A 16,786-nucleotide genomic window follows, 5' to 3' on the forward strand; every position below is an offset into this window, starting at 1 on the left:
GCGACCCGTTACGACAAGACCGCCGAGTCCTACCAGGCAGCCGTCACACTCGCCTCGCTCCTGATGTGGGCGTGACAATTGAAGACACCGCCTAGGGCGCCGTACCTGACCAGCAGTACGCACAGCGCCGGGCCGCCGAGGCCCGGCGCTGCGTGTGTTTGGGCACACATGTACCCCTTCCGGTTTCGGTGGGACCATCGAAACCGGACCGCACGCACGATTCCGTCCGCGGATACTCGCGAGCGATAATCGGACGTGGGCCGCCGCCCACGGAGAACCCTGGATGTCCCGGTGACGCGGGGCGGCCCCGGGTTCCCGTATGCGCGCGGCGCATCAACCGCACCGGTGCCGCAACTCCGGGGCACCCCTCGGGCCGTCGGCCTCCTCGTGGAGGGCCGGACGGCGGCCCGCGGTATCGGAACACGCAGTGAAGGACATGCATTCATGACGACGCCCACGATCGAGCTCAAGCCCTCATCGAACCCGCTGTCCGACACCGAGCGGGAACAGCTCCTGAAGGCCCCCGGGTTCGGCCGGCACTTCACCGACCACATGGTGACGATCAAGTGGACGGAGGGCCGCGGCTGGCACGATGCCCAGCTGGTGCCGTACGCGCCGCTCTCCCTCGACCCGGCGAACATGACCCTGCACTACGCGCAGACGATCTTCGAGGGCCTCAAGGCGTACCGCCAGCCCGACGGTTCCGTCGCCACCTTCAGGCCGGACGCCAACGCCCGCCGTTTCCAGGACTCCGCACGCCGCCTGGGCATGCCCGAGCTGCCCGTCGACACCTTCGTCGCGGCCTGCGACGCGCTGGTCACCCAGGACAAGGCGTGGGTGCCGGCCAGCGGCGAGGAGTCGCTCTACCTGCGGCCCTTCATGATCGCCACCGAGGTGGGCCTGGGCGTCAAGCCGGCCAACGAATACCTCTTCCTCGTCATCGCCTCGCCGGCCGGCGCGTACTTCTCCGGCGGCGTCAAGCCGGTCTCGGTGTGGCTCTCCGAGGAGTACGTCCGTGCCGTCCCGGGCGGCACCGGCGCCGCCAAGACCGGCGGCAACTACGCCGCGTCCCTGGTCGCCCAGGCGCAGGCCGCCGAGCAGGGCTGTGACCAGGTGGTCTGGCTGGACGCGCTGGAGCGCCGCTGGATCGAGGAGATGGGCGGGATGAACCTGTACTTCGTGTACGGGAACCGCATCGTCACCCCGGAGCTGACCGGTTCGCTGCTGCCCGGCATCACCCGCGCCTCGCTGCTGACCATCGCCGCCGACCTGGGCTACGAGGTCGCCGAGGGCCGGATCTCGGTCGACGACTGGAAGGCGGCAGCCGCGGACGGCTCGCTGACCGAGGTGTTCGCCTGCGGCACCGCCGCCGTCATCACCCCCGTCGGCTCGGTGAAGTCCGCCCGCGCCTCCTGGGACGTGGCCGACGGTGAGCCCGGCGAGGTCACCATGAAGCTCCGCAGGGCGCTGCTCGACATCCAGACCGGTGCCGCCGCCGACCCGCACGGCTGGATGCACCCCCTCGGCTGAGCCGGGACACCCGACGACAGGACGCGGGGCCGCCACCGACCGGTGGCGGCCCCGCGTTGTGCTGTTCGGCCGGTCTTCGCGGACGGCATCCGGTGTGCCCGTACGGGCGGTGAGGAGGGGCGGTAACCGACCGTCCACGAATTAGAGCAATGCTCAATGTGATCCATGGAGTATCCCTAGTCAATACCTTCCCCCATTACCTTTCGGCCGTTAGAGTGCTGCTCTAAACGAGCTGGAGGTGCGAAGGATGCGGCTGACCCCGACGGAACGCGACCGGCTGCTGCTGTTCGGCGCGGCCGAGCTGGCGCGGGCCCGCCGCTCCAGGGGGCTGCGGCTGAACGTGCCCGAGGCGACCGCGCTGATCGCGGACACGGTCTGCGAGGCGGCGCGGGACGGGCGCCGCCTCGCGCAGGCCATCGAGGCCGCGCGCGGCGTGCTCGGCCCCGACGACGTCCTGCCGGGGGTGGCCGACGTGGTCACCGAGGTGCATGTGGAAGCGGTCTTCGACGACGGCTCCCGGCTCGCGGTGGTCACCGACCCGATACGCGGCGGCGGGGCGGGGGAGCGGGCGCCGGGCGCGGTGCTCCCCGGGCCCGCAGGACCCGAACCCGTACCGGCCCTGCGGCTCGCGGTGCGCAACACCGCCACCGTGCCGGTCAGCGTCACCTCGCACTTCCACTTCTTCGAGGCCAACCCGCGGCTGGAGTTCGACCGCGCCGCCGCCTACGGCATGCGGCTGTGCGTACCGGCCGGCTCGTCCGTGCGGTTCGACCCCGGCGGCGCGTCGGAGGTCGGCCTGGTGCCCATCGGCGGCGACCGGATCGCGATCGGCTTCGCCGGTCTCGTCGACGGGCCGCTGGACGCGCCGGGCGCCAGGGCCGAAGCGCTGCGGCGGGCCGCCGCCTGCGGCTACCTGGGAGCGGAGGAACAGGCATGAGCGAGCACTGCGCGCACACCAAGACCGTCAGCGGCGGCACCGACCCCCACGAGTACGCGTCGGTGCACGGCCCGCGGGCCGGCGACCGCGTCGTACTCGGCGACTCGGGCCTGGTCGTCCGCGTCGAGTCGGACTCCCAGAAGCCGGGCGACGAATTCCTGGCCGGCTTCGGCAAGACCGCGCGGGACGGGCTGCACCTCAAGGCCGCCGCCGTCCGCGAGACCTGCGACGTGGTGATCAGCAACGTCCTGGTCATCGACGCGGCATTGGGCATCCGCAAGGTGTCCATCGGCATCCGCGAGGGCCGGATCAGCGCGATCGGGCGGGCCGGCAACCCCGACACCCTCGACGGCGTGGACGTCGTCGTCGGCACCGGCACGTCCATCGTCTCCGGCGAGGGCATGATCGCCACCGCGGGCGCCGTCGACACCCACGTGCACCTGCTCTCGCCGCGGGTGATGGAAGCCTCCCTGGCCTCCGGCGTCACCACGATCATCGGCCAGGAGTTCGGGCCCGTCTGGGGCGTCGGCGTCAACTCGCCCTGGGCGCTGGGCCACGCGTTCGGCGCGTTCGACGCCTGGCCGGTCAACATCGGCTTCCTGGGCCGCGGTTCGTCATCCGGCGCGGCGCCGCTGGTCGAGGCGCTGGCCGAGGGCGGCGCCTGCGGCTTCAAGGTGCACGAGGACATGGGCGCGCACACCCGCGCGCTGGACACCGCCCTGTGGGTCGCCGAGGAACACGACGTGCAGGTGGCGCTGCACAGCGACGGCCTCAACGAATGCCTCTCCGTCGAGGACACCCTCGCGGTGCTCGAAGGCCGCACCATCCACGCCTTCCACATCGAGGGCTGCGGCGGCGGGCACGTCCCCAACGTCCTGAAGATGGCCGGCGTCCCGAACGTCATCGGCTCCTCCACCAACCCCACCCTCCCCTTCGGCAGGGACGCCGTCGCCGAGCACTACGGCATGATCGTCTCGGTCCACGACCTCAAGACCGACCTGCCGGGCGACGCCGCCATGGCCCGCGACCGCATCCGGGCCGGCACGATGGGCGCCGAGGACGTGCTGCACGACCTCGGCGCGATCGGCATCACCTCGTCCGACGCCCAGGGCATGGGCCGGGCCGGGGAGACCGTACGCCGCACCTTCGCGATGGCCGGGAAGATGAAGGCCGAGCTGGGGCCGATGGCAGGGGACGGCACGCACGACGACAACGCCCGGGTGCTGCGCTATGTCGCCAAGCTGACCGTCAACCCCGCCATCGCCCACGGCCTTTCGCACGAGATCGGATCGATCGAGGTCGGCAAGATGGCCGACATCGTGCTGTGGCTGCCGCAGTTCTTCGGCGCCAAGCCGCAGCTCGTCCTGAAGTCAGGATTTCCCGCGTACGGCGTCACCGGCGACCCCAACGCCGCCACCGACACCTGCGAACCCCTGGTGCTCGGCCCGCAGTTCGGCGCGCACGGCGCCACCCCGGCGGAGATCTCCGTCGCGTTCGTCTCCCGCGCCGCCGCCGAAGGGGGCGGCGACGGACTGCCCACCCGCCGCCGCCGGGTCGCGGTCCGCGGCACCCGCGGCATCGGACCCGGCGACCTCGTCCACAACTCCCGGGTCGGCGACGTCCAGGTGGACGCCCGCAGCGGTCTGGTCACCCTCGACGGCGACCCGATGCGCTCCGCGCCCGCCGACAGCGTGTCGCTCTCCCGCCTGTACTTCCTGTAACCCGCAGGACCCGCGCCCCACCCCCGTCACCGCGAACCCGTGAGGACCCCCGCATGAACACCCCCGCCGCCGACGGCTTCCGCATGCCCCCGGAGTGGGCCAGGCACGAGCGCACCTGGATGGCCTGGCCGGGCGCCAACTTCACGTTCGGCGATGAGGGCGAAGGGACGCTCGCCGACGCCCGCCGGGCATGGGCCGCGGTCGCCCGCGCCGTACGCCGCTTCGAACCGGTCACCGTCGTCGCGGGCCCCGGCCGGGCCGCGCACGCCCGCACGCTGCTCGGCCCGGACATCGAGGTCGTCGAACGGCCCCTGGACGACGCCTGGATGCGCGACATCGGCCCCACCTTCCTCACCGACGGCAACGGCGGGCTCGCCGCCACCGACTGGGTCTTCAACGGCTGGGGCGCCCAGGACTGGGCCCGCTGGGAGCACGACGCGGAGATCGGCTCGTACGTCGCGGGTCTGGCCGGCGCCCGCACGTACCGCACGCCGCTGGTCAACGAGGGCGGCGGCCTGCACGTCGACGGCGAGGGCACCGTGCTGCTCACCGAGACCGTGCAGCTCGACCCGGGCCGCAACCCCGGCCGCGACAAGGCGGCGGTCGAGGCCGAGATCCACGCGCACCTGGGCACCGCCAAGGCGATCTGGCTGCCGCGCGGACTCGCCGCCGACTACGGGCGGTTCGGCACCCGCGGCCACGTCGACATCGTCGCCGCCTTCGCCCGCCCCGGCACCGTCCTCGTGCACACCCAGCCCGACCCCCGCCACCCCGACCACGCCATCTGCCAGGACATCGCCGCCCTGCTGAGGGAAGCGACGGACGCCCGTGGCCGCCGCCTGGAGGTCGTCGAGGTGCCCGCGCCCACCGTCATCGAGGAGGACGGCGCCTTCGTCGACCACTCCTACATCAACCACTACCTCTGCAACGACGGCGTGGTCCTCTGCGCCTTCGACGACCCGCGCGACGAGCAGGCCGCCGCGATCTTCCGCGGGCTCTTCCCCGACCGCACCGTGACCCTGGTCGACGCCCGTACGATCTTTGCGTCGGGTGGCGGCATCCACTGCATCACCCAGCAACAGCCCGAGGTCTGAGAGCCAGGCCCGCACCACCAGCCGACCCCGGAGGCCCCCGTGCCCTCTCCCGCGCGCCGCCCGAGGCGGCGGCTCAGCCAGCCCCGCGAACAGGTGCTCGCCGCCGCGATGGCCACCATCGCGGCGGAAGGGCTCGACGGGCTGACGATGGCGGGCCTGGGCCGGGAGGTCGGCATGAGCAGCGGCCACATCCTGTACTACTTCGGCACCAAGGACGAGCTGCTGCTCCAGACCCTCCAGTGGAGCGAGGAGCAGCTCGGAGCCGAGCGCAGGGCCGCACTCTCCCGCCGCGTCCCGCCCCGCGAGCGGCTGGACGCGCTGATCGACCTCTACCTCCCCGACGGCCACCTCGACCCGCGCTGGACCCTGTGGCTTGAGGTCTGGAACCGCTCCAGGAACGCCGACGACGCGGCACGCCAGCGCCAGCTCGACCTCGAACTCGCCTGGCACCGCGACCTGGCAGCCCTCGTCGTCGAAGGCATCTCGCAGGGCGCGTTCAGGACCGTCGACGCCGAACGCTTCGCCACCCGCACCCGCGCCCTCCTCGACGGCTTCGGCACCCACCTCGTGGTCGGCCTGCCCGGTACCGACCGGGAGCAAGTACGGGCCCACGTAAGGGATTTCCTGGACGAATCGCTGTCCCTGCCGCCGGGCTGACCACCGGGGAAGGCCGCGGCCCGTGACCTCAAAGGACACAAGTACGCGTGATCGTTGCGGTGGCGGCTCTTGCCGAAGTCCCCCGCGTCCGCGACCGTGAGCGGCTATGGGACGAGAGCAATGGAAGAAGATCTGGGTCGGCTCGGCCGGCAACATGGTCGAGTGGTTCGACTGGTTCGTCTACGCCAGCTTCGCGGTGTACTTCGCGGACGCGTTCTTCCCGAAGGGAAATGACACCGCCAACCTCATGAACACCATGGGGATCTTCGCCGTCGGCTTCTTCCTGCGCCCGGTCGGCGGCTGGGTGCTGGGCCGGGTCGGCGACCGCAAGGGCCGCAAGGCGGCGCTCACGCTGACCGTCACCCTGATGTCCGCATCCGCGATCCTGATCGCCATCGCCCCCACATACGGCACCGCGGGCTACGGCGGCGTCGCGGTCCTGCTCATCGCCAGGATGCTCCAGGGCCTGTCGGTGGGCGGCGAGTACGCGGCCAGCGCCACCTACCTCACCGAGGCATCCGCGCCCGGCCGCCGGGGATTCGCCTCCAGCTTCCAGTACGTGTCGATGACCGCGGGCCAACTGCTCGGCCTCGGCCTCCAGATCGTGCTCCAGCGGACCCTGTCCGACGACGCGCTGCACAGCTGGGCCTGGCGCATCCCCTTCATCATCGGAGCGCTGGGCGCCGCCATCGTCTTCTACCTGCGCCGCACCATGCTGGAGACCGAGGTCTACGCGGCGGACGACCAGGCGGCGGCCGACCCCGACCGCGGCACCCTCAAGGCGCTGCTGGCCCACAAGCGCGAGGCGTTCCTCGTCATCGCGCTCACCATGGGCGGCACCGTCGCGTACTACACGTACACGACTTACCTCACCAAGTACCTGTCCAACAGCGCCGGGATGGACAAGTCGACCGCCTCGCTGGTCAGCTTCTGCGCGCTGTTCGTCTTCATGTGCCTCCAGCCGCTGGCGGGCAAGCTGTCCGACCGGATCGGCCGCCGCCCGCTGCTGATCACCTTCGCCGTCGGCTCGACCTTCCTGACGGTGCCGATCATGACCCTGCTGCGGCACGCCGGGACGTTCTGGCCGGCCCTCGGCCTGTCCCTGCTGGCGCTGGTCGTCGTCACCGGCTACACCTCGATCAACGCCTGCGTGAAGGCCGAACTGTTCCCCACCGGCATCCGCGCGCTCGGCGTCGCCCTGCCGTACGCCATCGCCAACGCCCTCTTCGGCGGCACCGCGGAATACGTCGCGCTGTGGTTCAAGAAGGGCGGCATCGAGTCCGGCTATTACTGGTACGTCGCCGGCTGCGCCGCCGTCTCGCTGGTCGTCTACCTCAGCATGCGCGAGACCCGCACCATCGACCTGCACCGGGTCGGCAAGGACGGCGGCGACGGCAAGGAAGGGGCCGGCGCACCGGGCGGCACGGAGACGGGCGCGGTGGCGGCCGGCTGACCTTTCCCCTCACACCCCGGGCCGGCGCCCCCGCAGCCGGCCCGGGGCACCGCCCGCCCGCATCGTGAGACCGGCTACCCGGCGCCGCCCCGGCCGTGCCAGACTGCGGCCGTGCTCTCGTTGGCCATGATTATTGGCAGCAGGCGCGCCGGTCCGCAGTGACCGCTCGTACGAACCGAGTACGACGCGGCCACCGTCGTCCCAGACCCGCGCGCAGACCTCTCGCACCCGCGAGAGGTTTTTTCGTTTCCGGCCCACCTGCCGCCGGAAGGGGAGCGCGAGGGAACATGGAGGGACGGTGGAGCCGGTCATTCCGGTAGACCGAGATCCCGACAGGAGTTCAGACCAGCATGACGGACGCACCCGAACCCGAATCGTCCCAGGACACCGAGGCCAACGGCCTGCCGTCCGACGACTTCCATGTGTTCGACACGACGCTGCGCGACGGTGCCCAGCGCGAGGGCATCAACCTGACCGTCGCCGACAAGCTCACCATCGCCCGGCACCTGGACGACTTCGGCGTCGGCTTCATCGAGGGCGGCTGGCCCGGCGCCAACCCCCGGGACACCGAGTTCTTCCAGCGCGCCCGCACGGAGATCGGCTTCCGGCACGCGCAGCTCGTCGCCTTCGGCGCCACCCGCAAGGCCGGTGTGCGGGTCGAGGACGACGCGCAGGTCGCCGCCCTCCTGGAGTCGCAGGCCCCGGTGATCACGCTGGTCGCCAAGTCCCATGTGCGGCACGTGGAGTTGGCGCTGCGCACCACTCCTGACGAGAACCTCGCGATGGTCGCGGACACCGTCGCCTACCTGCGCGCCCAGGGCCGCCGGGTCTTCCTCGACTGCGAGCACTTCTTCGACGGCTACGCGCTGGACCCGGCCTACGCCAAGCAGGTCGTGCGCACCGCGAGCGAGGCGGGCGCCGACGTCGTCGTGCTCTGCGACACCAACGGCGGCATGCTGCCCGCACAGGTCGCCGCCGTGGTGCGGACCGTCCTCGCGGACACCGGTGCCCGCCTTGGCATCCACGCCCAGGACGACACCGGCTGCGCGGTCGCCAACACCCTGGCCGCGGTCGACGCGGGCGCCACCCACGTGCAGTGCACCGCCAACGGCTACGGCGAGCGGGTCGGCAACTCCAACCTCTTCCCGGTCGTCGCCGCCCTGGAGCTGAAGTACGGCCGCGCCGTCCTGCCGCCCGGCAAGCTCGCCGAGACCACCCGGATCTCACACGCCATCGCCGAGGTCGTCAACCTCACGCCCTCCACCCACCAGCCCTACGTCGGCGTCTCCGCCTTCGCGCACAAGGCCGGGCTGCACGCCTCGGCGATCAAGGTCGACCCGGATCTCTACCAGCACATCGACCCGGCGCTGGTCGGCAACACCATGCGGATGCTGGTCTCCGACATGGCGGGCCGCGCCTCGATCGAGCTGAAGGGCAAGGAGCTGGGCATCGACCTGGGCGGCGACCGCGAGCTGGTCGGCCGGGTCGTCGAGCGGGTCAAGGAACGCGAGTCGCAGGGCTACACGTACGAGGCCGCCGACGCCTCCTTCGAGCTGCTGCTCCGTGACGAGCTGGAGCGGGACGGCGCGCTGGGCCGGGCCGCGAAGTTCTTCCGGGTGGAGTCCTGGCGGGCGATCGTCGAGGACCGCCCCGACGGCACCCACGCCAACGAGGCGACCGTGAAGCTGTGGGCCAAGGGCGAGCGGATCGTCGCGACGGCCGAGGGCAACGGCCCGGTCAACGCCCTGGACCGGGCGCTGCGCGTCGGCCTGGAGCGGATCTACCCGCAGCTCGCCAGGATCGAGCTGGTCGACTACAAGGTCCGCATCCTGGAGGGCCGCCAGGGCACAGGGTCGATCACCCGCGTCCTGATCTCCACCACCGACGGCAACGGCGAGTGGTCCACCGTCGGCGTCGCGGAGAACGTCATCGCCGCCTCCTGGCAGGCACTCGACGACGCCTACGCCTACGGCCTGCTGCGGGCCGGTGTGCAGCCGCAGGAGTAACGACCTGCACACGCCACGACCGCGGCCCCGCGCCACGGCCCCCGGGGGGAGGGGCCGGCGCGGGGCCGCGGTGTCCCGTGCCGCGACCGGTCAGCCCTGGGGGGCCGCCTTGACCGCGGAGATGTCGAAGGTGAGCTTGACCTTGTCGCTGACCATCACGCCGCCGGTCTCCAGCGCGGCGTTCCAGGTCAGGCCCCAGTCGGAGCGCAGGATCTCGGCGCGGCCCTCGAAGCCGACCCGCTCGGCGCCGTAGACGTCGGTGGCCGCGCCGTGGAACTCCAGGTCGATGGTGAGCGGCCTGGTGACGTCCTTGATGGTCAGGTCGCCGGTGATGCGGAAGCGGTCGCCCGCCACCTGCTCGGCCGCCGTGCTGCGGAAGCTCATCAGCGGGAAGGTCTCGGAGTCGAAGAAGTCGGCGCCGCGCAGGTGTGCGTCGCGGTCGGCGATGCCGGTGTCCACGCCGGCGGTCCTTACGTCCAGGGACGCGGTGGAGCGGGCCGGGTCGCTGCCGTCGAGGCGGAGGGTGCCCTCGTGCTCGCCGAAGGCGCCGCGGACGTTGGTGACCATGGCGTGCCGGACCGTGAAGCCGATGCTGCTGTGCGCGGGGTCGATGGTGTAGTCGCCGGTCAGCGCGGCGAGCGCGGGGTCCGCCTCGACGAGGGCGGTGGTGCCCGCGGTGGCGGGGGCTTCGGGGCGCTTGCGGTGGAACAGAGCCATGGCTCCTCCTCAAAGACGGTTTGTTTAACCTTCAACGAGATTCACCTTAGCCACATGTAGTTCAACATTCAACCTCTCTGCTCGATGCCGCTCCCCGCGCGCCCGTTGTCCCCGCCCCGCATGCCGTGCTAAACCGTCACAACACTCTCAAGTGCTCAGCGCCACAGGTCAGTTGACGCCATCGAGAGGACCGGCCGTGCCCCAGCCGCCCACCTGGTCCCGCAGAGGATTCCTCGCCGCCACCACCGGCGGCACGCTGCGCCTCACCGCCGCCCCGTCCCGCACCCCGGCACCCACCGGGCCCGCCGACCCCTTCGCCGCCCTGCGCGCCCGGTGGGCCGGCCTCATCCTCGGCACCGGCTTCGATCCGGCCGCCGAGCCGTACGCCACGGCCCTGAAGGAGACCGGCACCCTCGCCGCCGGATTCCGCGCCACGATGCGGCCCACCGCCACCACGCTCTGGCCCGGCCTGCCCCTCGACCCGTCGAGCGGCATCACCACGAGCTACGACCGCCTGCACACCATGGCCCAGGCGTACGCCCAGCCCGGCACAGGACTCACCGGTGACGCCGGTCTCGCCGCCGCCGTCGTCACCGGCCTCGACCACATCGACGCCACCGTCTACCACCCCGCCACCACCCCCTACGGCAACTGGTGGGACTGGCAGATCGGCAGTCCGAAGCTCCTCCTGGACACCGTCGCCGTCCTCGACGACCACCCCGCGGGCAGCCCGCTCACCGACCGGCGCCGCGCCCGCTACCTCGCCGCCGTCCACCACTTCGTCCCGGACTCCGCGCTCGGCGACTACACCGGCACCAGCACCGGCGCCAACCGCGTCGACCTGTGCCGCGTCGTCGCCCTCCGCGGCGTCATCGGCCGCGACCCCGCCCAGCTCGCCCTCGCCCGCGACGCGCTCTCGCCGGTCTTCCCCCACGTCACCAAGGGCGACGGCCTCTATGCCGACGGCTCCTTCATCCAGCACAGCTGGGTCGCCTACTCCGGCACCTACGGCTACGTCCTGCTGGACGGCATCGGCCGCCTCTTCACGCTGCTCGACGGGTCACCCTGGGCGGTCACCGACCCGGCAGGGCAGCTCGTCATCGACAGCGTCGAGCACGCGTACGCGCCGCTGCTGTACAACGGCCTGATGATGGACATGGTCAACGGCCGGGCCATCAGCCGCGGCGCCCTGCGCGGCGACGCACACGGGACACCGCGCAGCGACCACTACCACGGGCACGCCCTCATCGCCGCGATCACGCTGCTCGGGCAGACCGCGAGCCGCGCCGAGCGCACCCGCTGGCACGCCATGATCAAGGGCTGGGCCGAGCGGGACCGCACCCTGCAGGTCCGCACCGACCGGCAGTACCCCGTCGCCGACCTCGCCCGCGTCGCCGCCGCCCTCGACGACCCGGCCCCCGCCACCCCCGAACCCGTCGGCCACCGCCTCTTCCCCGCCATGGACCGCGCCGTCCACCGCCGCCCCGGCTGGGCCGCGGGCCTGGCCATGGCGTCCGACCGCATCACGTACTACGAGAACGGCAACGGAGAGAACCACCGCGGCTGGCACACCGGCGCCGGAATGCTCTCCTGGTGGGGCGCGGACTTCGGCGGCGGCCAGTACACCGACGCCTACTGGCCCACCGTCGACCCCTACCGGCTGCCCGGCACCACCGTCTCCACCAAGCGCCTCGCCGACGACGAGGGCGGCGGCTGGGGCGAGCCGAAACCGGACGTGCGCTGGGTCGGCGGCACCACCGACGGCACCTACGCGGCCGTCGGACAGCACCTGCGCGGCCTCGCCTCCACCCTCACCGCCAGGAAATCCTGGTTCTTCCTCGCCGACACCGTCGTCTGCCTCGGCGCCGGCATCACCGCACACGACGGCGTCCCGGCCGAGACCGTCATCGACAACCGCGCACTGGGCACCGACCTCCAGGCCACCCTCACCGTCGACGGCCGCGTGCAGCAGCCCCGCACCGGCCGCACCGCCACCTTCCCCGCCGCCCGCTGGGCCCACCTCACCGGCCACGGCGGCTACGTCTTCCCCGACGGCGCCCCGCTGCACACCCTGCGCGAGGACCGCACCGGCTCCTGGCACGACATCAACTCCGGCTCGTCCACCGCCGCCCTCACCCGCCGCTACCTCACCCTCTGGCACGACCACGGCACCGACCCCGCCGACGCAAGCTACGCCTACCTCCTCATGCCCGGCGCCACCCCACGCGCCATCGCAGCCCGCGCCGCCGACCGCCACTGGCTCACCGTCCTCGCCAACTCACGGGCCCAGCAGTCCATTCACGTCCCCACCCTCGGCCTGACCGCCGCCAACTTCTGGCAGCCGGGCCACGCGGGCCCGCTCACCGCCGACGGCCCGGCGAGCGTCCTGCTGCGCGAGACGCGCCGCGGCGACGCCCGCCTGTACCTCGCCGCCCCGGACCGTTCCGGCGCCCCGCTGGAGATCACCTGGCACCACCCGGTGCGCGCGGTGCCCGCCCACGACCCGGCCGTCGAGGTACTGGCCACCGGCCGCACCCTGCGGCTACGGGTCACCCCCGGCACCGCCTGCGCGACCCACAGCTGCACCGTCACCCTGCCCTGACCGCCAGGAACACCCGCCGACGCCGCCCCGCACAACCCGCGAGACCGCCACACCTCCCGTCGGGGATTTGTCGGCCCCATACAGACCACAGGCCCCCGGCACACCCGATCGGACGAGTGCCCGCCCCCACGTACAGGACGCTTCCCTTCCTCTTCTGTGCTGCCTGCCCACCAAATCGCACCCGACGTTGTGAGAATCCGACATCGGTCCCCGGGCCCTCAGCCACGTACCGTCGATACATGACCACTGTCGAAGATGTGCCCGCCGGCGCGACCGACGCCCGCGGGCGCGTCGCCGAGCTGCACGCCATCCGTGAGCAGGTTCGGCGAGGCCCCAGCGAGCGTGCCACCGAAGCTCAGCGTGCGAAGGGCAAGCTGACCGCCCGGGAGCGGATCGAGCTGCTCCTGGACGAGGGTTCGTTCAACGAGGTCGAGCCGCTGCGGCGGCACCGTGCGACCGGCTTCGGGCTGGAGTCCAAGAAGCCGTACACCGACGGTGTCATCACCGGCTGGGGAACCGTCCACGGGCGGACGGTCTTCACCTACGCCCACGACTTCCGCATCTTCGGCGGCGCGCTCGGCGAGGCCCACGCCACCAAGATCCACAAGATCATGGACATGGCCATCCAGGCCGGTGCGCCCCTGGTCTCGCTGAACGACGGTGCCGGCGCCCGCATCCAGGAAGGCGTCTCGGCCCTGGCCGGCTACGGCGGCATCTTCCAGCGCAACACCAAGGCGTCCGGCGTCATCCCGCAGATCTCCGTCATGCTCGGCCCCTGCGCGGGCGGCGCGGCCTACAGCCCCGCGCTGACGGACTTCGTCTTCATGGTCCGCGAGACCTCGCAGATGTTCATCACCGGACCCGACGTCGTCCGCGCCGTCACCGGCGAGGAGATCACCCAGAACGGCCTGGGCGGCGCCGACGTGCACGCCGAGACCTCCGGTGTCGCGCACTTCGCCTACGACGACGAGGTGACCTGCCTCGAAGAGGTCCGCTACCTCCTCTCCCTCCTGCCGTCCAACAACCGCGAGAACCCGCCGACGGTCGTCTGCGAGGACCCCGCCGACCGCAGCGGCGACGCACTCCTGGACCTCGTCCCGGCCGACGGCAACCGCCCCTACGACATGCGCAAGGTCATCGAGGAGATCGTCGACGACGGCGAATACCTCGAAGTCCACGAGCGCTGGGCGACCAACATCATCTGCTCGCTGGCCCGCCTGGACGGCCGCGTCGTCGGCATCGTCGCCAACCAGCCGCAGTCGCTGGCCGGCGTCCTGGACATCGAGGCGTCCGAGAAGTCGGCCCGCTTCGTCCAGCTCTGCGACGCCTTCAACATCCCGATCATCACCCTCCTGGACGTCCCCGGCTTCCTGCCCGGCGTCTCCCAGGAGCACGGCGGCATCATCCGGCACGGCGCCAAGCTGCTCTACGCCTACTGCAACGCCACCGTCCCGCGCATCTCCATCGTGCTGCGCAAGGCGTACGGCGGCGCCTACATCGTCATGGACTCGCAGTCCATCGGCGCCGACCTCACCTACGCCTGGCCCACCAACGAGATCGCGGTGATGGGCGCAGAGGGTGCGGCCAACGTCATCTTCCGCAAGCAGATCGCCGAGGCGGACGACTCCGAGGCGATGCGGATGCGCATGGTCAAGGAATACAAGTCCGAGCTGATGCACCCGTACTACGCGGCCGAGCGCGGCCTGGTCGACGACGTCATCGACCCCGCCGAGACCCGCCACACCCTCATCCGCTCCCTGGACATGCTGCGCACCAAGCACGCGGACCTGCCCGCCCGCAAGCACGGCAACCCGCCGCAGTAGCCACCGCACCCGCACTGCGCCCACCGCGACGACGGAGACACACGAACGTGAACCCTGCCGACACTCTCAGGAACGACCCGATCCGCGTGGAGAAGGGCCAGGCCAGCGAGGAAGAACTCGCCGCTCTGACCGCCGTCCTCCTGGCCCGCGCCGCCCACCAGCCGGCCACCACCCCGACCGGCCCCCGCGCCACGGCCGCCCGCTGGCGCCGCCTGGAGCGCCAGTACGGCTTCCACGGCGCCACCAGCTGGCAGCGCTGACCCACACCCGCACCAAGGCCCCGCATCCCCCGAGGAGGCGGGGCCTCGGCGTTCCCTCCCCACCCGCGCACGAGGCCCGAAGGGCGAGCCACAGGCCGGACCACCGCCCCGCAGCCCCCCCCCCGAGGCCCGAAGGGCGAGGTGAGGGAGCGCCCACCGGCGGTCAGCCGCGCACGATGCCCGAAGGGCGAGGCACAGGAGACGGGACTCACCGGCGGTCAGCCGCGAACGAGGCCCGAAGGGCGAGGCACAGGGGACAGGGCCAGGCCCACCGGCGGTCAGCCGCGTACGAGGCCCGGGTGGGTCGGGGGGGGGCCGCACCGGGTCGCTCCCCGCAGCGACAGGTGCCAACGCCGGCAGCTTCTTGACTGGTAGCCGAGGGCACATGCGTCGAGGAGACGACCCGGTGCGGCCCCTCCGACCCACCCCACCCACCAACCGCCCGCACACACCGAAGGCCCACCCGCAAAAGCAGATGGACCTCCGTACACACGCCCCACGGCCGGCCAAGAACCGTCAGGCACGCACCGGTTCCGCAGCCACCCCCGGCCCCGGCTCCGCAGCGCCCCCTTCCCCCTCATCGGGAATCTTGAGATACAACGTCAGCAGCGCAGCGACGACATACAGCGCAGCGAAGATGATCACGACACCGGACGGCCCGAGCGGCCCCAGGAAGATGCTGACGATGGCGGGCCCGACAAAGGCCGCCCCACCCGCCCCCAGGTTCAGCAGCGCCATAGCCCCGCCCTTGTTTTCGGGGGCGAGCGCCGGGATGAGGGCGGAGATGGACACGAAGCCGGCCAGCGTCACGCCGTAGAGCATGCCGACGACGATGGCGACCCAGTAGTGGCTGCCGACCGCCTTCGGCACGAAGTACAGGGTCAACGTCGTGACCGCACAGCCGACGCCGCCGAAGCTGGCGATCGTCTTGCGCCAGCCGATCTTGTCGCCGATCACGCCGAAGAGCAGGTTGCAGAAGACGTTGGTGCCGTAGATGACGGCGAGCAGGGTCAGCCAGCGGCCCTCCCCGAAGCCCAACTCCTTGGAGAAGAAGGTGGGGAGAAAGACCAGGAAGCCGAACTCCGGCGCGGTGTTGATGATCCGTACGACGCAGCCGACAGCGACCTTCGGGTGCGTCCAGGCGATCGAGAGGCTGGAGAGCAGCGACTGCACGGGCCGGACCTCGGCCGGGGCCAGCCGCGAGTAGCCGGTGCGCTCACGGACGCCCAGCATGCAGAACGCGCCGCCGATGGCGATGATGCCGAGCGCGACCCACAGCGTGCCGAAGCGGCCGAACATCGGGTTGGTGACGCCGGCGACGAGCGAGCCGAGGGTGGGCAGACCGCCGGTGAAGGCGACGTAGAACCAGCCGACGGCGGTGCCCATGCGGGCCTTCGGCGCGGTGGCGGTGATCCAGACGAGGAAGCCGAAGGCGAACAACGGATACCCGAAGCCGCGCAGACCGTAGAAGACCAGCATCAGCGTGTAGTTCTGCGGCCCGAGCGCCAGAGTCAGGAAGAGGATGTCGAAGACGACCCAGACGGCCAGGCCGAGTTGCATGACCCGCCGCGGGCCCCACAGGTCGGAGAGCGCGCCGGACAGCCAGGACGCGAGCATCACGGTCACGCCGTACGCGGTGATCACGTACGAGGCGTGCACCTCGGTGCCCGCGCCGTGATCGGCCATGTACGGCGCGATGAAGCCGGACTCGACGCCGTCGCCCACCATGAACAGCAGTACGCCGATGTAGCCGAAGACCAGCGGCTTGGGGATGCCGATCCGGTCGAGGAAGGGTGGTGGGGCCATGTCGCGCCTCCGTGGGGCGGGTGCCGTCGCCAGGGGCCGACGGCGGGTCGGGGAGGGGGTGGTGTCGGGACGGGGGGCTGTGATGCGGTAGGCGGGGGGCGCGGTGACGCTCCGGTATCGCGGGCGTGAACAAGGGTGATGCGAGCATCATGAATCCTGAGAACTTCACATGCAAGATGT

General features: G+C 71.7%; 12 protein-coding genes. 10 read left to right on the forward strand and 2 right to left on the reverse strand.

What is annotated here, in order from left to right; genetic code table 11:
• The first annotated feature begins 444 nt into the window (after positions 1-444).
• The 7 genes from ACGFNI_RS28635 to cimA all read left to right on the forward strand — a co-directional run bounded on the left by ACGFNI_RS28635 (position 445) and on the right by cimA (position 9,398).
• On the forward strand, positions 445-1,530 hold the full coding sequence (locus ACGFNI_RS28635; RefSeq protein WP_393687571.1) for a branched-chain amino acid aminotransferase: 1,086 nt from the start codon (positions 445-447) through the stop codon (positions 1,528-1,530).
• Positions 1,531-1,777: 247 nt separating this feature from the next.
• On the forward strand, positions 1,778-2,467 hold the full coding sequence (gene ureA, locus ACGFNI_RS28640) for an urease subunit gamma (RefSeq protein ID WP_393687572.1): 690 nt from the start codon (positions 1,778-1,780) through the stop codon (positions 2,465-2,467).
• The gene (locus tag ACGFNI_RS28645; RefSeq protein ID WP_393687573.1) at positions 2,464-4,188 is read left to right on the forward strand and encodes an urease subunit alpha; all 1,725 of its coding nucleotides are present in this window, start codon (positions 2,464-2,466) and stop codon (positions 4,186-4,188) included. Before ureA ends, ACGFNI_RS28645 begins: the two co-directional genes overlap by 4 nt.
• 53 nt (positions 4,189-4,241) lie before the next feature.
• Entirely contained in the window at positions 4,242-5,282 is a 1,041-nt protein-coding gene (locus ACGFNI_RS28650) for an agmatine/peptidylarginine deiminase (RefSeq protein WP_393687574.1), read from the forward strand.
• Positions 5,283-5,321: 39 nt separating this feature from the next.
• The gene (locus tag ACGFNI_RS28655; RefSeq protein ID WP_393687575.1) at positions 5,322-5,939 is read left to right on the forward strand and encodes a TetR/AcrR family transcriptional regulator; all 618 of its coding nucleotides are present in this window, start codon (positions 5,322-5,324) and stop codon (positions 5,937-5,939) included.
• 106 nt (positions 5,940-6,045) lie between these two features.
• Complete coding sequence (locus tag ACGFNI_RS28660; protein ID WP_393687576.1) at positions 6,046-7,392, forward strand: MFS transporter; 1,347 nt, start codon at positions 6,046-6,048, stop codon at positions 7,390-7,392.
• A 350-nt stretch (positions 7,393-7,742) separates the two neighbouring features.
• Positions 7,743-9,398 carry a citramalate synthase gene (gene cimA, locus ACGFNI_RS28665; protein WP_393687577.1) on the forward strand — a complete coding sequence of 552 codons (1,656 nt, stop codon included), beginning with the start codon at positions 7,743-7,745 and terminating at the stop codon, positions 9,396-9,398.
• A gap of 90 nt (positions 9,399-9,488) precedes the next feature.
• On the opposite strand, the gene ACGFNI_RS28670 is transcribed toward cimA, so the two are convergent.
• Positions 9,489-10,115, reverse strand: coding sequence for a YceI family protein (locus ACGFNI_RS28670; protein ID WP_393687578.1), 627 nt, complete (start codon positions 10,113-10,115; stop codon positions 9,489-9,491).
• A 196-nt stretch (positions 10,116-10,311) separates the two neighbouring features.
• On the opposite strand from ACGFNI_RS28670, the gene ACGFNI_RS28675 reads away from it, so the two are divergent.
• From ACGFNI_RS28675 to ACGFNI_RS28685, 3 genes are all read left to right on the forward strand, one after another.
• Positions 10,312-12,717 (forward strand): polysaccharide lyase 8 family protein, encoded by a 2,406-nt coding sequence (locus tag ACGFNI_RS28675; RefSeq protein ID WP_393687579.1) that lies wholly within the window; start codon positions 10,312-10,314, stop codon positions 12,715-12,717.
• A 239-nt stretch (positions 12,718-12,956) separates the two neighbouring features.
• Positions 12,957-14,540 carry an acyl-CoA carboxylase subunit beta gene (locus ACGFNI_RS28680; RefSeq protein WP_393687580.1) on the forward strand — a complete coding sequence of 528 codons (1,584 nt, stop codon included), beginning with the start codon at positions 12,957-12,959 and terminating at the stop codon, positions 14,538-14,540.
• 47 nt (positions 14,541-14,587) lie between these two features.
• Entirely contained in the window at positions 14,588-14,800 is a 213-nt protein-coding gene (locus tag ACGFNI_RS28685) for an acyl-CoA carboxylase epsilon subunit (protein WP_393687581.1), read from the forward strand.
• A gap of 516 nt (positions 14,801-15,316) precedes the next feature.
• Here the strand turns inward: ACGFNI_RS28685 and ACGFNI_RS28690 are convergent.
• Positions 15,317-16,606 carry an MFS transporter gene (locus ACGFNI_RS28690; protein WP_393687582.1) on the reverse strand — a complete coding sequence of 430 codons (1,290 nt, stop codon included), beginning with the start codon at positions 16,604-16,606 and terminating at the stop codon, positions 15,317-15,319.
• Positions 16,607-16,786: the final 180 nt, after the last annotated feature.

Origin of the sequence: Streptomyces sp. NPDC048644, assembly GCF_043199105.1 — a bacterium.
In the GTDB taxonomy this organism is placed as follows: domain Bacteria; phylum Actinomycetota; class Actinomycetes; order Streptomycetales; family Streptomycetaceae; genus Streptomyces.

Bases quoted from the DNA above. Each gene is read 5' to 3' on its own strand.
- cimA (WP_393687577.1), top strand. From the start codon at position 7,743: ATGACGGACGCACCCGAACCCGAATCGTCCCAGGACACCGAGGCCAAC.
- ACGFNI_RS28680 (WP_393687580.1), top strand. From the start codon at position 12,957: ATGACCACTGTCGAAGATGTGCCCGCCGGCGCGACCGACGCCCGCGGG.
- ureA (WP_393687572.1), top strand. From the start codon at position 1,778: ATGCGGCTGACCCCGACGGAACGCGACCGGCTGCTGCTGTTCGGCGCG.
- ACGFNI_RS28660 (WP_393687576.1), top strand. From the start codon at position 6,046: ATGGGACGAGAGCAATGGAAGAAGATCTGGGTCGGCTCGGCCGGCAAC.
- ACGFNI_RS28635 (WP_393687571.1), top strand. From the start codon at position 445: ATGACGACGCCCACGATCGAGCTCAAGCCCTCATCGAACCCGCTGTCC.
- ACGFNI_RS28670 (WP_393687578.1), bottom strand. From the start codon at position 10,115: ATGGCTCTGTTCCACCGCAAGCGCCCCGAAGCCCCCGCCACCGCGGGC.
- ACGFNI_RS28645 (WP_393687573.1), top strand. From the start codon at position 2,464: ATGAGCGAGCACTGCGCGCACACCAAGACCGTCAGCGGCGGCACCGAC.
- ACGFNI_RS28690 (WP_393687582.1), bottom strand. From the start codon at position 16,606: ATGGCCCCACCACCCTTCCTCGACCGGATCGGCATCCCCAAGCCGCTG.
- ACGFNI_RS28650 (WP_393687574.1), top strand. From the start codon at position 4,242: ATGAACACCCCCGCCGCCGACGGCTTCCGCATGCCCCCGGAGTGGGCC.